The organism is Plantactinospora sp. DSM 117369 (genome assembly GCF_053764795.1).
The window spans coordinates 7,286,921-7,301,538 of record NZ_CM132446.1 but is presented as its reverse complement, the minus strand read 5'-3'; the positions used below and the strand labels follow the sequence as shown (position 1 = coordinate 7,301,538).

General features: G+C 73.5%; 16 protein-coding genes. 8 read left to right on the top strand and 8 right to left on the bottom strand.

Annotated features, from left to right (window positions below):
- Positions 1-17: 17 nt before the first annotated feature.
- Positions 18-743 carry a tRNA (guanosine(46)-N7)-methyltransferase TrmB gene (gene trmB, locus ACSMXO_RS30855; protein ID WP_455419348.1) on the bottom strand — a complete coding sequence of 242 codons (726 nt, stop codon included), beginning with the start codon at positions 741-743 and terminating at the stop codon, positions 18-20.
- 335 nt (positions 744-1,078) lie between these two features.
- On the opposite strand from trmB, the gene ACSMXO_RS30850 reads away from it, so the two are divergent.
- Together ACSMXO_RS30850 and ACSMXO_RS30845 are read left to right on the top strand one after the other, a co-directional pair.
- Positions 1,079-1,582 (top strand): hypothetical protein, encoded by a 504-nt coding sequence (locus tag ACSMXO_RS30850; protein WP_346258880.1) that lies wholly within the window; start codon positions 1,079-1,081, stop codon positions 1,580-1,582.
- Positions 1,583-1,602: 20 nt separating this feature from the next.
- On the top strand, positions 1,603-2,313 hold the full coding sequence (locus ACSMXO_RS30845; RefSeq protein ID WP_455414858.1) for a class F sortase: 711 nt from the start codon (positions 1,603-1,605) through the stop codon (positions 2,311-2,313).
- An 11-nt stretch (positions 2,314-2,324) separates the two neighbouring features.
- Here the strand turns inward: ACSMXO_RS30845 and ACSMXO_RS30840 are convergent, their stop codons facing one another.
- The 5 genes from ACSMXO_RS30840 to add form a co-directional block, all read right to left on the bottom strand.
- Positions 2,325-2,663 (bottom strand): antibiotic biosynthesis monooxygenase family protein, encoded by a 339-nt coding sequence (locus ACSMXO_RS30840; protein ID WP_346258879.1) that lies wholly within the window; start codon positions 2,661-2,663, stop codon positions 2,325-2,327.
- A 50-nt stretch (positions 2,664-2,713) separates the two neighbouring features.
- Positions 2,714-4,111, bottom strand: a complete 1,398-nt coding sequence (locus tag ACSMXO_RS30835; protein WP_455414857.1) for an outer membrane protein assembly factor BamB family protein — start codon at positions 4,109-4,111, stop codon at positions 2,714-2,716.
- Positions 4,112-4,339: 228 nt separating this feature from the next.
- On the bottom strand, positions 4,340-5,125 hold the full coding sequence (locus ACSMXO_RS30830; protein WP_455414856.1) for an exodeoxyribonuclease III: 786 nt from the start codon (positions 5,123-5,125) through the stop codon (positions 4,340-4,342).
- A gap of 93 nt (positions 5,126-5,218) precedes the next feature.
- Positions 5,219-6,139 (bottom strand): proteasome assembly chaperone family protein, encoded by a 921-nt coding sequence (locus ACSMXO_RS30825; RefSeq protein WP_346258876.1) that lies wholly within the window; start codon positions 6,137-6,139, stop codon positions 5,219-5,221.
- The gene (add, locus tag ACSMXO_RS30820; protein ID WP_455414855.1) at positions 6,073-7,173 is read right to left on the bottom strand and encodes an adenosine deaminase; all 1,101 of its coding nucleotides are present in this window, start codon (positions 7,171-7,173) and stop codon (positions 6,073-6,075) included. Before add ends, ACSMXO_RS30825 begins: the two co-directional genes overlap by 67 nt.
- Before the next feature lie 338 nt (positions 7,174-7,511).
- Between add and ACSMXO_RS30815 the strand changes: the two genes are divergently transcribed.
- The 3 genes from ACSMXO_RS30815 to ACSMXO_RS30805 all read left to right on the top strand — a co-directional run bounded on the left by ACSMXO_RS30815 (position 7,512) and on the right by ACSMXO_RS30805 (position 10,061).
- Positions 7,512-8,765: a hypothetical protein gene (locus ACSMXO_RS30815; protein ID WP_455414854.1), complete on the top strand. Its 1,254-nt coding sequence runs from the start codon at positions 7,512-7,514 to the stop codon at positions 8,763-8,765.
- 129 nt (positions 8,766-8,894) lie between these two features.
- Positions 8,895-9,041, top strand: coding sequence for a hypothetical protein (locus ACSMXO_RS30810; RefSeq protein ID WP_346258873.1), 147 nt, complete (start codon positions 8,895-8,897; stop codon positions 9,039-9,041).
- A gap of 264 nt (positions 9,042-9,305) precedes the next feature.
- Positions 9,306-10,061, top strand: a complete 756-nt coding sequence (locus tag ACSMXO_RS30805; protein ID WP_455419347.1) for an EcsC family protein — start codon at positions 9,306-9,308, stop codon at positions 10,059-10,061.
- A 2-nt stretch (positions 10,062-10,063) separates the two neighbouring features.
- Here the strand turns inward: ACSMXO_RS30805 and ACSMXO_RS30800 are convergent, their stop codons facing one another.
- Positions 10,064-10,942: a GDSL-type esterase/lipase family protein gene (locus ACSMXO_RS30800; protein WP_346258872.1), complete on the bottom strand. Its 879-nt coding sequence runs from the start codon at positions 10,940-10,942 to the stop codon at positions 10,064-10,066.
- A gap of 174 nt (positions 10,943-11,116) precedes the next feature.
- Positions 11,117-11,539, bottom strand: coding sequence for a PPOX class F420-dependent oxidoreductase (locus ACSMXO_RS30795; protein ID WP_346258871.1), 423 nt, complete (start codon positions 11,537-11,539; stop codon positions 11,117-11,119).
- Between the two features lie 157 nt (positions 11,540-11,696).
- On the opposite strand from ACSMXO_RS30795, the gene ACSMXO_RS30790 reads away from it, so the two are divergent.
- The 3 genes from ACSMXO_RS30790 to ACSMXO_RS30780 all read left to right on the top strand — a co-directional run bounded on the left by ACSMXO_RS30790 (position 11,697) and on the right by ACSMXO_RS30780 (position 14,616).
- Positions 11,697-11,966 carry a DUF6343 family protein gene (locus tag ACSMXO_RS30790; RefSeq protein ID WP_346258870.1) on the top strand — a complete coding sequence of 90 codons (270 nt, stop codon included), beginning with the start codon at positions 11,697-11,699 and terminating at the stop codon, positions 11,964-11,966.
- Positions 11,967-12,036: 70 nt separating this feature from the next.
- Complete coding sequence (locus tag ACSMXO_RS30785) at positions 12,037-13,452, top strand: NADP-dependent succinic semialdehyde dehydrogenase (protein WP_455414853.1); 1,416 nt, start codon at positions 12,037-12,039, stop codon at positions 13,450-13,452.
- Between the two features lie 186 nt (positions 13,453-13,638).
- Positions 13,639-14,616, top strand: a complete 978-nt coding sequence (locus tag ACSMXO_RS30780; protein WP_455419346.1) for a TIGR03885 family FMN-dependent LLM class oxidoreductase — start codon at positions 13,639-13,641, stop codon at positions 14,614-14,616.
- The last annotated feature ends 2 nt before the right edge of the window (positions 14,617-14,618 follow it).

Below are 14,618 nucleotides of genomic sequence, written 5' to 3'. Positions count from 1 at the left end.
CTCCGTCGTCGGCGTCCTCAGCGGCGCCGGAAGATCAGGTCGAGGATCGGGCGCCCAGCGGTCGTGCCGCGCCGCTCGAACTTCGTCACCGGCCGGTGTGCCGGGCGGGGGGCGAAGCCGGGGTACACGTTCACCAGCTCCGGGTCGGCGGTCAGGGTGTCGCGCATGCTCTCGGCGTACTCCGGCCAGTCGGTGGCGCAGTGCAGGGTACCGCCGGGGACCAGCCGGGAGCGGAGCAGCGCGACGTGCGCCGGCTGGATCAGCCGGCGCTTGTGATGTCGCGGCTTCGGCCAGGGGTCGGGAAAGAAGACGTGTACGGCGTCGAGCCGGTCCGGTGACAACAGGTGCCGGACGAGATCGAGCGCGTCACCCCGGGCGATCCGGACATTGGTCAGCCCGTGCTGCTCGGTGAGGGCGAGCAGGTTGGCGATGCCCGGAGTGTGCACCTCGACGGCGAGATAGTCCCGCCCCGGGTCGGCGGCGGCCATCGCCACGGTGGCGTCACCCATCCCAGAACCGATCTCCAGTACCACCGGCGCCTCGCGCCCGAACAGCTCGACCAGGTCCAGCCGGCCGCCGGTGGGCCGGTCACCGCTGTCGGCGTGCTCCGGAACCGGGACGGTCAGGCCGTACCCGGACCAGAGCCGGTCCAGCGCGTCCAGGTGCCGCGCGCTGAGCCGGCCCCGGCGCGGGTGGAAGGTGCGGATCTGCGCCAACCGGCCTGACAGCACCCGGCCCGACATTCCGGCGGGCTCGGGCTGCGGGGCCGGCACGGGCGCGGCGGTCTGGTCCTGGCTGGCGAGGGTCACGGGAGAGCCAGCCTACGCGATCGGGCCAGCCGACGGCGAAGCTGCGGGCCAGCCGACGGCAGAGGTGCGGGCCAGCCGACGGCGAAGCTCCGGGGCGGCCGACGGCGGGACCATGGGCCGGCCGACCGCGAAGCTACCGGGCGGCCGACGCGGATCTGCCCGAGAACGCCGGACCGGGTGTGCTCGGCGGCGACAGATGAGAGGATTTCCGCATACGGCAGGCCCAGGCCCCGCGTCCGGCCCTGCCCGAGGCGCCGGGAGGGGGACCAGTGGCAACGCGTCGACGCATCGCGATCCTCTGCGGTGTCCCGCTCGCCCTGCTCCTGGCCGTGCCCGCCCCGGCCCGCGCCGCCGACGTCTTCGTGCAGGTCAACCCGAGCACCGTCGAGGCCGGCTTCATGGTCGGCATCAAGGCCAGTTGCCGGACCAACACCCAGCCCGCCACGGTCGAGTCGCCGGCCTTCGGCTCCGTGACCGTGCAGCCGCAGGCCGGCTTCCTCACCGCGGTCGCCACCGTGCCGGAGACGACCCGGGCGGACACCTACCGGGTCCGGCTGAGCTGCCCGGACGGCGGGACCGCCTCCACCCGGTTGATGGTGGTGGGCGCCACCCGGCCGCAAAAGGGGCCGGCGACCGGCTTCGGCGGCAGCGCCGGGGACGACCCGGGCGGACTGCTGGTGGCCGGCGGGCTGGCCAGCACCGTACTCGGCGCCGTGCTGGGCCTGGTCGCCATCCGTCGCCGGGCCCGGTCGACGTCCCCCCGCCGGACCTGACCGGGAGGAGTCCCGCCCCGATGGCCCGTACCTCCACCGGCCGGCGCCCCTGGATCGGCGGCCGGCAGCCGGCGGCGCACCTGCGGCATCCGGCGGCCCGATCCGGCGGGAGCCGCCCCCGCCGGAGCATGATCGGGCCGCTGGCGATCGTCCTGGTACTCGTCGGGGTCTTCGCCACCGGTGCCGGGCTGGGCCAGTCGTCGGGTGGGCCGTGGCGCTGGCTGAACGGCGGCACCAAGGAGCCGTCCCGGGACTTCCCGGTGCTCGCGCCGAGCCGGCCGGTGAAGCTGGCGGTCCCGTCGATCGGGGTACGCGCCCCGGTGCACCGGGTCGGGCTCGCCGACGACGGTTCGATCGCCGTACCCGCGCTGGAGAAGCACAACGAGGCCGGCTGGTACGACCGCGGCCCGACCCCCGGCCAGTTCGGGCCGGCGATCATCGTCGGGCACGCGGACACCCGTACCGGACCGTCGGTCTTCCACGACCTGGTGAAGCTCCGGCCGGGTGCCCGGATCGAGGTGACCCGGCAGGACCGGTCGGTGGCGATCTTCGAGGTCAACTCGGTCGAGCACTTCGACAAGGACAGGTTGCCCGCCGAGCGGGTGTACGGCGACTTCCGCCGCCCCTGGCTCCGCCTGATCACCTGCGGCGGACGCTGGGTCGGCGGCGGTACGGGCTACTCGGACAACATCATCGCGTTCGCCTCGCTGGTCGATTCCCGCAAGCCGTGATCTCCAGCCGGCTACGGGGCGGTGGGGCCGGCCTGCTGGACCACCTCGAACTCCAGCAGCGTGGCGCCGGTGGCGACCGGCCGGGGCTGCTCGCCGCCCGATCCGCCGTCGGCGGGCCCACGGGCGTGCGCCTCCCGGGCCGGCCCACTCGCCCACGCCTGGTACGCCTCCTCGCTCTCCCACTTCGTGTAGACGAAGTAGCGGTTCTCGCCGGCTACCGGCCGGAGCAGTTCGAAGCCGAGGAACCCGGGAGAGTTCTCGACCGCGCCCTGCCGGGCGGCGAACCGGCGTTCCAGCTCCGCACCGGCGCCGGCCGGGACCTCGATCGCGTTGATCTTCACTACTGCCATGGCTTCAGCCTAGGGCAGCCGCCCGGAACGCCAGGGGGGAGCGACGACAGCTACCGGGCCACCTCGTAGCGCCAGACACGGAGCTGTGCACCACCGCTCCGGCAGGCCATGAACCGCTCGGCCACCATGCACCCCTCCACGCTGTACGGCAGGATTCCGAGCCGGCGGACCGACGGCCCGGCCGGGTCGAGTACGCCGAACCAGGTCTGCTGCCTGACGAGGTCCGGTTGGAGCACCAGCGGGGGCGGGTCCGTGCCGAGCGGTACCGCACCGGACCAGACGACATCCTCGGTCAGCCGCCAACCTCCGAGTTCGGTCGCGGTCCGTCCGGTCCGGGCGTCGAGGACCCGGCGGAGTGCGGGGGCCGCGGCCATCTCGATCAGCCACGGGCCGAAGGAGAGCAGCCGTAGCGGCCCGGGATGCTCCCACCGGGCCTCGCCGGTGGTCGGGTCGAGCGCGATGGTGTGGAGATTCGCCGAGTGGCACAGCAGCAGACCACAGCGCTCGACGAACTGATTCGGGCCGGACAGTGAGCGGCTCCACCGCCGCTGCCGCAGATCCGCCGAGTACGCCGTCACGACCAGCGCGGGTCCGGACTGCGCCAGTGCCACGACGGTCTCCCCGACCCATTGCGCGAGGACCAGCTCACCGCCCGCCCAGTCCAGCCGGTGCGCGACCCTGCCGGAGAGCACGTCCCGCACGTCGACGTGACCGTCGGGCGACGAGGTCAGCAGCATGGTCGGGCGCCCGTCGAACGCCTCGACCAGCCGGGCGTTGTCGATCCGGGGCAACTCCCAGCGCAGCCGGCCGGTGCCGAGGTCGAGCCCTCGGACGATCGTTGCGATCGGCGGCTCGCTGTAGGTGTGCCCGTCCGACCCGCCGTAGATCTCGCCGGTGCTGCCGGCCTGGCCGGGCTGGATCCGCGACTCGGGCCGGAAGATGGTGTCGAAGACCAGCGCGATCGGCCCGCCGGGGAGCAGCAGCGAACGGTACGGGACCGACCAGCGCCGTTCCCCGGTCCGTGGATCCAGCGCCGTGGTCCGGGCCGGTGCACCTTCGGCCAGCCGCTCGAAGACCAGCAGCACTCCGTCGGAGAGCCTCAGCCCGAGGCCCTCCTGGTCGACTCTGAAGTCGGCGGACCAGAGCCGCCGCCCGTCGGTGAGGTCGTGGCAGACGATCCGGCGTGTCGACGGGTCGGCCTCGTGGATCACCGAGGTGGTGACGAGCAGGCCGTCAGCCAGCGTGTAGGTGTCGGCCGGGCCGATCGGCGCGGCGTGGACCTGGCGCAGTGGTGGCGCCGGAGGCAGCCCGGCACCACCGGTGCTGAGCACGAGGATTCCGGCGACGGCTGCCGCCGCGATCCGCCATCGGCGTACGGTCACCTCGCGGGGTGCCCTGGCGACCTCGGCCGGTGGCTCGTACCGCTCGGTGCCGAGGTCGATCACCATGTCCCGCCGTCTTCCATCCGCCCTCCGCACCTGGCCGGACCCACATCGCCGTCATTATTCGGCATCGGGCGCTGGCCGGGGGTACGGCAGCGCGTTTCCGAGCAGGCGTTGGCGAGCGGCTGTCCGCGAGCCCGGGATCCGGCATGCGTCGAAGGCCGGGGAACGGCCCGACGGGACAGCCACGCTGGCCCGCCGCCGTCGACCAGGACCGTGGCCCGGGAAGCCGGCTCACCCGCCGTCCGGCGCGGTGTCCACCACGATCGGGGCGTGGTCGGACGGGCCCTTGCCCTTGCGGGCCTCCCGGTCCACATATGCCGAGGTGACGCGCTCGGCGAACGACTCGGTAGCGTACACCAGGTCGATCCGCATGCCCTTGTTCTGGTGGAACATCCCGGCCCGGTAGTCCCAGTAGGTGAACGGGTGCGGACCCTTCATCGGGGTCGGCACCACGTCGGTCAGGCCGAGGGCGCGCAGGTCGGCCAGGGCCTGCCGCTCCGCCGGGGTCACGTGCGTCGAGTTGACGAAGAGCGTCGGGTCCCAGACGTCGGCGTCGGTCGGCGCCACGTTGTAGTCGCCGCAGACCACCAGCGGCAGTCCGGTGCGCAGCTCGGCTTCGAGTGCGTCGCGCAGCACCGCGAACCAGGCGAGCTTGTATTCGTAGTGCGGCGAGTCCGGGGTACGCCCGTTCGGCACGTAGATCGACCAGACCCGGAGCCCGGCACAGGTCGCGGAGATCGCCCGGGCCTCCGGCTCCGGGAAGCCGGGCTCGTCGGCGAACCCGACCGCGACGTCGGCCAGGCCGACCCGGGACAGGATCGCCACCCCGTTCCACCGCCCGTCGCTGTGGCTGGCCACTTCGTAACCCAGCTCGCCGACCTCGTCGGCCGGGAACGAGCCGTCCGGGCACTTCGTCTCCTGCAGGCAGACCACGTCCGGCTTCGTGCCGGCGAGCCAGTCCAGCAGCCGGGGGAGGCGGGCCTTCACCGAGTTGACGTTCCAAGTCGCCAGGCGCATGTGCCCAGCCTGCCCGATCCGGGCGGGGAACGCAGGTGCGCGACGCGACGCCGGGGACCACCGCCGACGGGCCCCGGCGGAAGCGTCCCGCCGTCAGCTACCCGGGTTGTCTCCCGGCCGGCCCTGCTCGGCGAGGAAGCGCTCCAGCTCCGCACCGAGTTCGTCGGCGGTGGGCAGCGGCCCGGTCTGGTTGGCGAGCAGGTTCGGGCCGCCCCGTCCCCGGGTGAAGGCGTCGTACTGCTCCTCCAGCGCGTGTACCAGCGAGGTCGCCTCGTCGGTCTGCGCCACCTGCCGGTCGATGTCGACCCGGACGGCCTCGGCGGCGGTCCGCAGCGACTCGGTGGGCAGCAGCAGGCCGGTGGCCCGGGAGACCGAGGTGAGCAGCAGTTCGGCCGCGCCCGGGTATTCGGTCTGGGCCACGTAGTGCGGCACGTGCACCGCGAAGCCGACCGCGTCCCGGCCCTGCTCGCCGAGGCGGAACTCGAGCAGGTTGCCGGCGCTGCCCGGCACCTGGATGCGTTGCAGCCAGGACTCGTAGCCGGTGATCAGTTCCGGCCGGGTGGCGTGCGCGGTCACCCCGATCGGCCGGGTGTGCGGCACCGCCATCGGGATCGCGTTCAGCCCGATCGTCACGCGTACGCCGAGCCGGCGGATCAGGCTGGTCAGGGCGGCGATGAACCGTTCCCACTGGAAGTCCGGCTCGGGGCCGGACAGCAGCAGGAACGGGGTGTTCTCGTCGTCACGCAGCAGGTGCAGTTCGAGCTTCGGCTGCTCGTAGTGCTCCCAGTGGTCCTCGACGAAGATCATCGTGGGGCGCCGGGAGCGGTAGTCGAGCAGTTGGTCGACGTCGAAGGTGGCGATCGTCCGGGACTCGAGGGTCGACACCAGGTGTTCCCGGGCGAGCCGGGTCGCGTTTCCGGCGTCGACGAAGCCGGAAAGCGCCTGGATCAGCACCGGCTGACCCAGCTCGGGCAGGTCGTCGGTGAGTTCGTAGAGCTCGTTCGGGTCGAGCACCGGTCAGGACCTCCTTGGGGTACGCCGGGACGCGCCTTCGCGGACGGCGCCCCGATGTAGCAAACGCTGCCGCTATCTTGGTCCATTCCACCGAGCCACTCCGCGACCCCTGCCAGCATCGTCGTGCGGATCTCCGGCGGCGCGGCGGACGCCTCGACCGAGGACCGGGCCAGGGTGGCCAGCTCGGCGTCGGTGCAGCCGAGTACGTCCCGGGCCAGCACGTACTGGTCGAGCAGGTTCGTGCCGAACAGCAGCGGATCGTCCGTGCCGAGCGCCACCGGCACGCCGGCGGTGAGCAGGGCACGCAGCGGGGTGGCCGCCAGCCCGGTGGTGACGCCGAACGGCGGATATGAGCTGGGACACACCTCCATCGCCACCGCCCGCCCGGCCAGCAGGTCGAGGGTGGCCGGGTCGGCCGCCGCGGTCAGCCCGTGCCCGACCCGGTGCGCGCCGAGCAGCGTGACGCAGTCCCGGACGTGCCAGGCCGGCTCGTAGAACCCGCTGTGCGGCACGGCCAGCAGTCCGGCCTCGGTAGCCGTCCGCATCGCCGGGACGAAGTCCGCGATCCGGCCCCGGCGCTCGTCGTTGGAGAGCCCGAAGCCGACGACACCGTGCCCGGCGTACCGGGCGGCGAGCCGGGCGACCCGGTCCGCCTGGGCCGGCGGTCCGGCCCAACTGGCCGCCAGCACCACTCCGGTACGCCCGCCGGCCGCCCCGGCGAGTACCGCCTCCACCACCGGCTCCAGTCCACCCAGCCGGTCGGCGTACGTCGTGGGGTCCACCTGGATCTCCACCCAGCCGGCGCCGTCGGCGACATTGTCGGCGGTCGCCTCCGCCACCACCCGGCTCAGGTCCCCGGCGGTACGCAGCGCCGCCCGGGCCAGGTCGTAGCGGCGCTGGAACGCGGCCCAGCCGTGCAGGGCGCCGGTCGGCAGCGGCTCGGGCAGCGGCAGCCCGTCCCGGTCCGCCAGTTCGGTCAGCGTCTCCGGGCGCATCGAGCCGGTGAGGTGCAGGTGCAGGTTGGTCTTTGGCAACCGACGGAGGTCGCGGCGCGGAAGCGGGTCGGTGACCGGTGCCATAGTCCACGGTCTCACGAGACGGACCGGTCCGGGTACCCGGTGGGGGACCGGCCGGCCGAGCACGACTCAGCCGATCGGAGGAGGCGGTCGATGGTGCGTCGAGTGACGGTTGATTAGAAGGTATACGGCTGATTGATGGCTGAAGTGTGATTTATCCGGAATGCCGTGCTTGTTCCGGTTGGCCATCGCCGCCCGCGCCTGCGGTCCACTGACCGAATGCTCGGTCAGCAGATGTGGTGCAGCCCACCTGGTGACTCCCCGTAGTCGGCCTTCGACATGCCTAGCCTCGTCGGATGCCTGACGACGACCGTTCTGAGACCGCGAACTCCGCCGTGCCCAGCACTGTCCGATCGGATGATGCCTCCTCCTCCGACCCGACATCCGGCGCCGTGCCGCGCCAGTCGCCCGGGACCCTCCGGCCCACGCCGGCCCGGCTGCGGAGGTTCGTACTCCTGCTGTCGGCCCTGATCGGCCGGCTCCGGCCGCTCGGCCCGGCCGTGTCGCGCCGGCTCGCTAGGGCCGCCGCTGCCGTCGACCGGGCGGTCCGGCCCGGCGCCACCGTGGCCGGCCGGCTGGTGGGGGTGGCGGCCGCCCGACTGCGGGTCGCCACCGGGCCGGTCCTGGCCCTGCTGCTAGCCCAGGCGCGACGCCTCCGCCGCGCCGTCGAGCCCGGGCTGGCCCGGGTCCGCCGGGTGCCCGCCGTCCGGACCGCCGAGCGCGCGGCGCGCCGGGCCGCCGGCCGGACCGCACCACCCGCCCGCCGGCTCGCCGTCCGGGCCGGCGCCCTGGCCGCCCGGACCGGGCTGCCGGACCGGCTCGGCCTGCGCCGCCCGGCCGGAGTCGCGGTGGCCGCCGGGCTGCTCTGCTGCCTCGGCGTGCTGGCCGCCGTCGAGGCGGTCTCGCCCTCGGCCGACCCCGCCGGCGGCAGCACCGCGAACGCCGAGGACCGGGTCGCGCTCTCCCGGCCGGACGACGGCACCGGCGACCGGTCCGGCGCCGACCGCTCGGCGGACCGGCCGAGCCGCTCCGGCGACCACGACCGGTCGGGCGCCGCGAAGTCGGACGAGGCGGACCCGGACACGTCTTCCCCGCTGGACGACGCGAAACCGGTGGCCGGGCTGACCGAGGTCCAGATGGACAACGCCCGGGCCATCGTCCGGACCGGCCGGGACATGGGGATGCCGCGCCGGGGCCTGATCATCGGGGTGGCCACCGCCATGCAGGAGAGCAACCTGCTCAACCGGGCCAGCGAGGTGCTGCCGGAGTCCAAGCGCTACCGGCACCAGGGCACCGGCTGGGACCACGACTCGGTCGGGCTGTTCCAGCAGCGCACCAGCAGCGGCTGGGGCCCGGTGAACCGCCTGATGGACCCGGCGTACGCGAGTGCGCGGTTCTTCGAGGCGCTGCGCCAGGTGCCCGGGTGGCAGCGGATGCGGCTGACCGAGGCGGCCCAGGCGGTGCAGTACTCGGCCTACCCCGAGCACTACGCCAAGCACGAGGGCCAGGCGACCAGGGTGGTCGACACGCTCGTCCCGTCCTGGCGCTGAGCGGGACGGGACGTCGACTTGATCGGTCCGGCCACGATGGAGGCGTGGACCCGTCCGAATCGCGCGGCCGGTGTGGCCCGGCCGGGGATCGGGTACACCTGGTACCAGGACCACCCGAGGAGGACCGAGATGGCGTCACTGGTGCAACGGATCCGAATGTTCCTCAGATCCCCGCAGGGCCGGCAGCTCGTCGAGCGGGGCCGGCGCGAATTCGCCAAGCCGTCGAACCAGCACCGGATGCGCCGGATCGTGTCCCGGCTGCGCGGCCGGCGCTGACCGTCGGCCAGGTGGCTGCCGCGATCGTCGACCATCTGGGCGTGGGTGCCGCCCCTCGGCGGTGCGTACCGCTCGTCGGTCCTGGCCGGGCCGTGGTCGTACCCTGATTCCTTCCCTCGACATCCGGAGTGTCCCGTGACCGAGTCCCAGCCGGGCGGCGGCGGAACCGCCGCGCCGGTGCCGCCGACCGACCGTACGCCGCCGGCCGCCGCGAACCCGGGGCCGGCATCCCGTCCGGACGCCGCACCGGGCGCCGCCGTCGGGGTGGCCCAGGTCGACCCGGGCGTCGCGGCCGAGCCGTCCCCGGCCGAGTCGACCGCGGCCGAGCCGCCCCCGGCCGAGCCCGCCGACGACCCGGAGCTGACCGTCGCCCCACCCAGCGGGCTGTGGGAGCGGATGAAGGCCGATCCGCAGTACGCCCCGGAGCACCTCGCCCTGGAGGCGGTCCGGCGGATCGGGCCGCAGGCCCGGGCCTGGGCCGAGCGCACCCGTGCCTGGTATCCGCAGATGACGCCGGAGGCCATCGCCGAGACGGCGATCCGGAAGTTCGTCAACCACGCCCGGGTCTCCGGGGCGATATCCGGCGCCGCCGGCCTGCCCGGCGCGGTCCTCGACATGGGTGTGCTGGCCTGGACCCAGGCCCGGATGGTGCTCTACGTCGCGGCGGCGTACGGGCACGACCCCGAGCACCCCGACCGGGCCACCGACCTGCTGGTGCTGCAACGGGTACACAAGATCGCCGAGACGGCGCGGCTGGCGCTCGGAGTGGCCGCCGGGCGGGAGCGCGTCGACGCGCTGCGGGGCCGGTCGGAGACCCCGCTGGCCCAGGTGATGTTGCGGCTCGGCCTGAAGCTGGCGCAGATGGCCGGTGTCCGGGCCGCGAAGCGGCTGCTCGCCAAGGCGGTGCCGGGGGCGGCGGTGGTGCTCGGCAGTTGGGCGAACTCGTCGGCCACCAAGAGCCTGGCGGCCCGGTCCCAGGAGCTGTACCGGCCCCGGGCGATCATGCCGCCCGGCCGGTAGCCTCAGTCGGCTCGTCGGGCCTGACCGGCCAGGCCCGACGCCCGCCAGGCCACCTTGGCCAGTTCGTTCTGCCCGGCCACGTTCGGGTGGAAGTAGTCCAGCCGGTTCAGCAGGTCCAGGCCGAACCGCACCCGGTGCGCGGCGCCGCCGTCGTAGCGGCAGCGGGACCCGTACGCCTTGCAGGCGGCGGCGAGCTGCTCGTTGTACGCGTCGATCCGGGCCCGGAACGTCGACCGGCGGGTACGGTCGGCCGGCTCGGTCGAGGTGGGGCTGGCCAGCAACGCGGGGCAGATCCGCCCCCGCCAGGCGCGTACCGCCCGGGTGTCCTCGTGGCCGACCTCCCAGACCCGGTACAGGTTCGGGATGCTCACCACCAGGACCCGAGCCTTCGGCAGGCCCTTCTTCAGCGTCGCGAGTCCACGGTCGATCTCGGTGCGGAACGCCGCGACACCGGTCATGTCCTCGATCCCGCCCCGGCAGGCGTCGTTCGCTCCGATGAGTACGGTCACGTAGTCCACCCTGGCGCGTACCGCCGCGGCGGCCTGGCTGGCCAGTCCCGAGGCGCGGGCCCCGTTCACCGCCTCGTTGTGCGCCTTGCCGCGGATGGCCGGGTTCACCTCGCGGAGTTGCCGGTAGAGGCTCTCCACCCGGCTGCTCTCCCCGGTCGACCAGGAGTTGCGCTGGCAGGCGGCGAGGATCAGGCAGGAGCCGAAGCCGGCGGTGATGGAGTCGCCGAGCGCCGCGATCGAGCCGGGCAGCCCGGGCCGGGGCGGGGCGGGCGGGGGATCGGGCTGGCCCCCGCCGCCGCCGTCGGACCCCTCGCAGGCCAGCGCGAAGGCCGCGAGCAGCGCGGTGACGGCGGCGGTCCAACGTCTGGGCATGCTTCCCCCGGTGCAGAGCGGACAGCAATCGCTCCGTAACTGTACGCGGCGCCGCCGCCGGCCCGGAACCCTCGCCGGCCACCGCCGGCACGCGGATCACGGACACCCGACGTCCGGTGGCACACCCTGTCGGCAGCGAAACCGGGGAGGACGGCGGTGACCCGGGGTGGACGGTCAGCGGGTGCGCTGTGGCTGTCCGTTGGTGACGGCGACGAAGCTCTCCGGCCGGATCGTGACGATGACCCGTTCCGGCGCGTCCTTGATCTCGTAGACGTTGTCGTACCGCTGTTGCAGCGAACGGTAGAAGGACGCGACCTCGTCGTCGTCCTCGACCTTCTCCACCACACCGCGCACCTCGAGGAACCGGTACGGGTCGTCGGGGTCGGCGATCGAGAGCGCGACCCGGGGATCGCGCCGCACGTTGCGGAACTTCTGCCGGCGCTTGGTGTGGGTCATCCTGATCAGCCCGCCGTCCCAGTCGAACCACATCACGTTGCTCTGCGGCCCGCCGTCCGGGCGGGTGGTCGCCAGGTGCGCGAAGAGCGGGCGGGTCAGCAGGTCGGCGTGGCTGGGCGGGGGAGTGGGACCGGTCGTCATCCACCCGTTATACCCACCGGGCGGCGAAATCCCCCACCGGCCCGGGCCGGACCGGCGGCACGCCGGGCGTCGTCTTCAGGGTCACGAGCCGCGCCGGGCGGCGGCCCAAGGGCGGCCGGCCAGGTTAGTCCGGGCCGATACCGGGTAGTTCGGCGAAATGGCCGCGAGATCGCAGCCCCGAGGGGCGAAAGGGACGGTTGGCCACCCGTACAGCGCGCTCAACCTGCGCCTGGTGCTGGCCGCGTTCGGTCTGGTGATCTGTGTGGTGCTCGGCGTGCTGGCGCTCCGGGCCGACCTGTTGGTCCTCGCGGTGGTCCTCGGCATCCTCGCCCTGGCCGCCGTGATCGACATGGCGGTGGTGCAGCGGCGCCGGGCCGCGCGGCGCCGGGAGGAGCCGCCGGGCACGAAGCACTCGCTCTTCGAGTGAACACGGAGCCGGTCCGGCCCGCCCGTGACCCGCGCGCCGCCCGATCCGCCGACATCGGAGGGAGTACGACATGTCGATCGCCACCATCGACCCGACCACGGGACAGGTGCTCAAGACCTTTGACGAGATGACGGACGAGCAGTTGACGGCCGCCCTCGCCCGGGCGGCGGCCGGCTTCGACGAGTTGCGCGGCACCACCTTCGCCGACCGGGCCCGGTGGATGTCCGCCGCGGCTGACCTGCTGGAGGTCGAGTGCGACGGCGTGGCCCGGATGATGACGACGGAGATGGCCAAGACGTACGCGTCGGCCAAGGCCGAGGTGGCCAAGTGCGCGGCGGCCTGCCGGTACTACGCGGCGCACGCCGAGCGGTTCCTCGCCGACGAGCCCGCCGACGCCGCTTCGATCGGTGCCACCTCGGCGTACGGCCGGTACTTCCCGATGGGCCCGGTGCTGGCGGTGATGCCGTGGAACTTCCCGCTCTGGCAGGTGATGCGGTTCGCCGCACCGGCCCTGATGGCCGGCAACGCGGGTCTGCTCAAGCACGCCTCGAACGTGCCGCAGACCGCGCTCTATCTGGACGAGCTGTTCCGCCGGGCCGGCTTCCCGGCCGGCGCGTTCCAGACGTTGATGATCGGTGCAGAGCGGATCGAGCAGGTGCTCGCCGACCCCCGGGTCCGGGCGGCGACGCTGACCGGCAGCGAGGGCGCCGGCCGGTCGGTGGCGTCCATCGCCGGGAAGTACGTCAAGAAGACCGTGCTCGAACTCGGCGGCAGTGACCCGTTCGTGGTGATGCCCTCGGCCGACGTGGCCCGGGCCGCCGAGGTGGCCACGGTGGCCCGCTGCCAGAACAACGGCCAGTCCTGCATCGCGGCGAAGCGGTTCATCGTGCACACCGACGTCTACGACGAGTTTACCGACGCGTTCGTGGCCCGGATGTCGGCGCTGCGGGTCGGCGACCCGATGGACGACGGGACCGACGTCGGGCCGCTCGCTACCGAGCGGGGTCGCGACGAGGTGGCCGAGCAGGTCCGGGACGCCGTCGCCAAGGGGGCCCGGGTGCTCTGCGGCGGGGAGGTGCCGGACCGGCCCGGTTGGTGGTACCCACCGACCGTGGTCACCGAGCTGACCCCGCAGATGCGGATGTACGCCGACGAGGTCTTCGGCCCGGTAGCCGGGCTCTACCGGGTCGGCTCCTACGAAGAGGCGATCGAGGTGGCCAACGGCACCGACTACGGTCTCGGCGCCAACGCCTGGACCCGGGACCCGGCGGAGCAGCAGCGCTTCGTCGCCGACCTGGACGCCGGAATGGTCTTTGTCAACGGGATGACCACGTCCTATCCGGAACTGCCGTTCGGTGGAGTCGGCAATTCCGGCTACGGCCGGGAGCTGTCGGCGCAGGGCATCCGGGAGTTCTGCAACCTCAAGGCCGTCTGGATCGGCGCGGGGTCCTCGGGCGGACCCGGCGCGGGCGCGCACAGCGAGTAGCGCACACCGCCGTACCGGCCCGATTGACGGTCCGCGGATATTGGACATGTTCGACCTGCCCTTGCGGTGCGGTGGGCCGCAAGGGCGGACGCGGTGCGCAAGCGCCGCGCGGTTCAGGTGGAAAAAAGTTTCCTCGTCGGCGTACCGGGTGTGCGGGCCGGGTGCGGCGGGGTACGGGAGACCGCCATGACGGTCTTCGGGCTTCACGCCTCACACGAGCAGATCCATCCCGCCGAGTTGCTCCGGGCCGTCGTCCGGGCCCAGGAGGCGGGCTTCGACGCGGCCATGTCTTCCGACCACTTCTCGCCGTGGAGCGCCCGGCAGGGGCAGTCCGGCTTCGCCTGGTCCTGGCTCGGCGCCGCGCTCCAGGCCACCACGCTGCCGTTCGGCGTGGTCAACGCGCCCGGCCAGCGCTACCACCCGGCGATCGTCGCGCAGGCGATCGGCACGCTCGCCGCGATGTATCCCGGCCGGTTCTGGGCCGCGCTGGGCACCGGGGAGGCGAGCAACGAGCACGTCACCGGGGCGGGCTGGCCGCGCAAGGAGATCCGGACGGCCCGGCTGCGGGAGTGCGTCGACGTGATCCGGGCGCTGCTGGCCGGCGAGGAGGTCAGCCACGATGGACTGGTCACGGTGGACCGGGCCCGGCTCTGGACCCGGCCGGCGGAACCGCCCGCGCTGGTCGGCGCCGCGGTGACCGAGGCGACCGCCCGGTGGTGCGCCGAGTGGGCGGACGGCCTGATCATCGTTAACGCGCCGGTGTCCCGGCTGCGCCGGATGGTCGACGCCTACCGGGACGCGGGCGGCCGGGGCAAGCTGCACCTCCAGGTCCACCTGAGCTGGGCGCCCGACCCGGCGGAGGCGGCCCGGATCGCGTACGACCAGTGGCGCAGCAACGTCTTCGCCCCGCCGGTCTGCTGGGACCTGGAGTTGACCGACCACTTCGACGTCCTCTCCGAGCAGGTGTCGCCGGAACGGGTCGCCGAGGTGGTCAACGTCTCCGCCGACCTCGGCCGGCACGCGGCCCTGCTGCGCGAGTACGCCGACCTCGGCTTCGACGAGATCTACCTGCACCACGTCGGGCAGCGGCAGGACGCCTTCGTCGACGCCTTCGGGGCAAAGGTGCTCCCCGAGTTGCGGACGGGCGGGTCGGAGCGGGGCTGACC

Bases quoted from the DNA above. Each gene is read 5' to 3' on its own strand.
- ACSMXO_RS30835 (WP_455414857.1), bottom strand. From the start codon at position 4,111: ATGGTGATCGACCTCGGCACCGAGCGGTACGAGCCACCGGCCGAGGTC.
- ACSMXO_RS30795 (WP_346258871.1), bottom strand. From the start codon at position 11,539: ATGACGACCGGTCCCACTCCCCCGCCCAGCCACGCCGACCTGCTGACC.
- ACSMXO_RS30810 (WP_346258873.1), top strand. From the start codon at position 8,895: ATGGCGTCACTGGTGCAACGGATCCGAATGTTCCTCAGATCCCCGCAG.
- trmB (WP_455419348.1), bottom strand. From the start codon at position 743: ATGTCGGGCCGGGTGCTGTCAGGCCGGTTGGCGCAGATCCGCACCTTC.
- ACSMXO_RS30815 (WP_455414854.1), top strand. From the start codon at position 7,512: ATGCCTGACGACGACCGTTCTGAGACCGCGAACTCCGCCGTGCCCAGC.
- ACSMXO_RS30845 (WP_455414858.1), top strand. From the start codon at position 1,603: ATGGCCCGTACCTCCACCGGCCGGCGCCCCTGGATCGGCGGCCGGCAG.
- ACSMXO_RS30830 (WP_455414856.1), bottom strand. From the start codon at position 5,125: ATGCGCCTGGCGACTTGGAACGTCAACTCGGTGAAGGCCCGCCTCCCC.
- ACSMXO_RS30800 (WP_346258872.1), bottom strand. From the start codon at position 10,942: ATGCCCAGACGTTGGACCGCCGCCGTCACCGCGCTGCTCGCGGCCTTC.
- ACSMXO_RS30780 (WP_455419346.1), top strand. From the start codon at position 13,639: ATGACGGTCTTCGGGCTTCACGCCTCACACGAGCAGATCCATCCCGCC.
- ACSMXO_RS30840 (WP_346258879.1), bottom strand. From the start codon at position 2,663: ATGGCAGTAGTGAAGATCAACGCGATCGAGGTCCCGGCCGGCGCCGGT.
- ACSMXO_RS30790 (WP_346258870.1), top strand. From the start codon at position 11,697: ATGGCCGCGAGATCGCAGCCCCGAGGGGCGAAAGGGACGGTTGGCCAC.
- ACSMXO_RS30785 (WP_455414853.1), top strand. From the start codon at position 12,037: ATGTCGATCGCCACCATCGACCCGACCACGGGACAGGTGCTCAAGACC.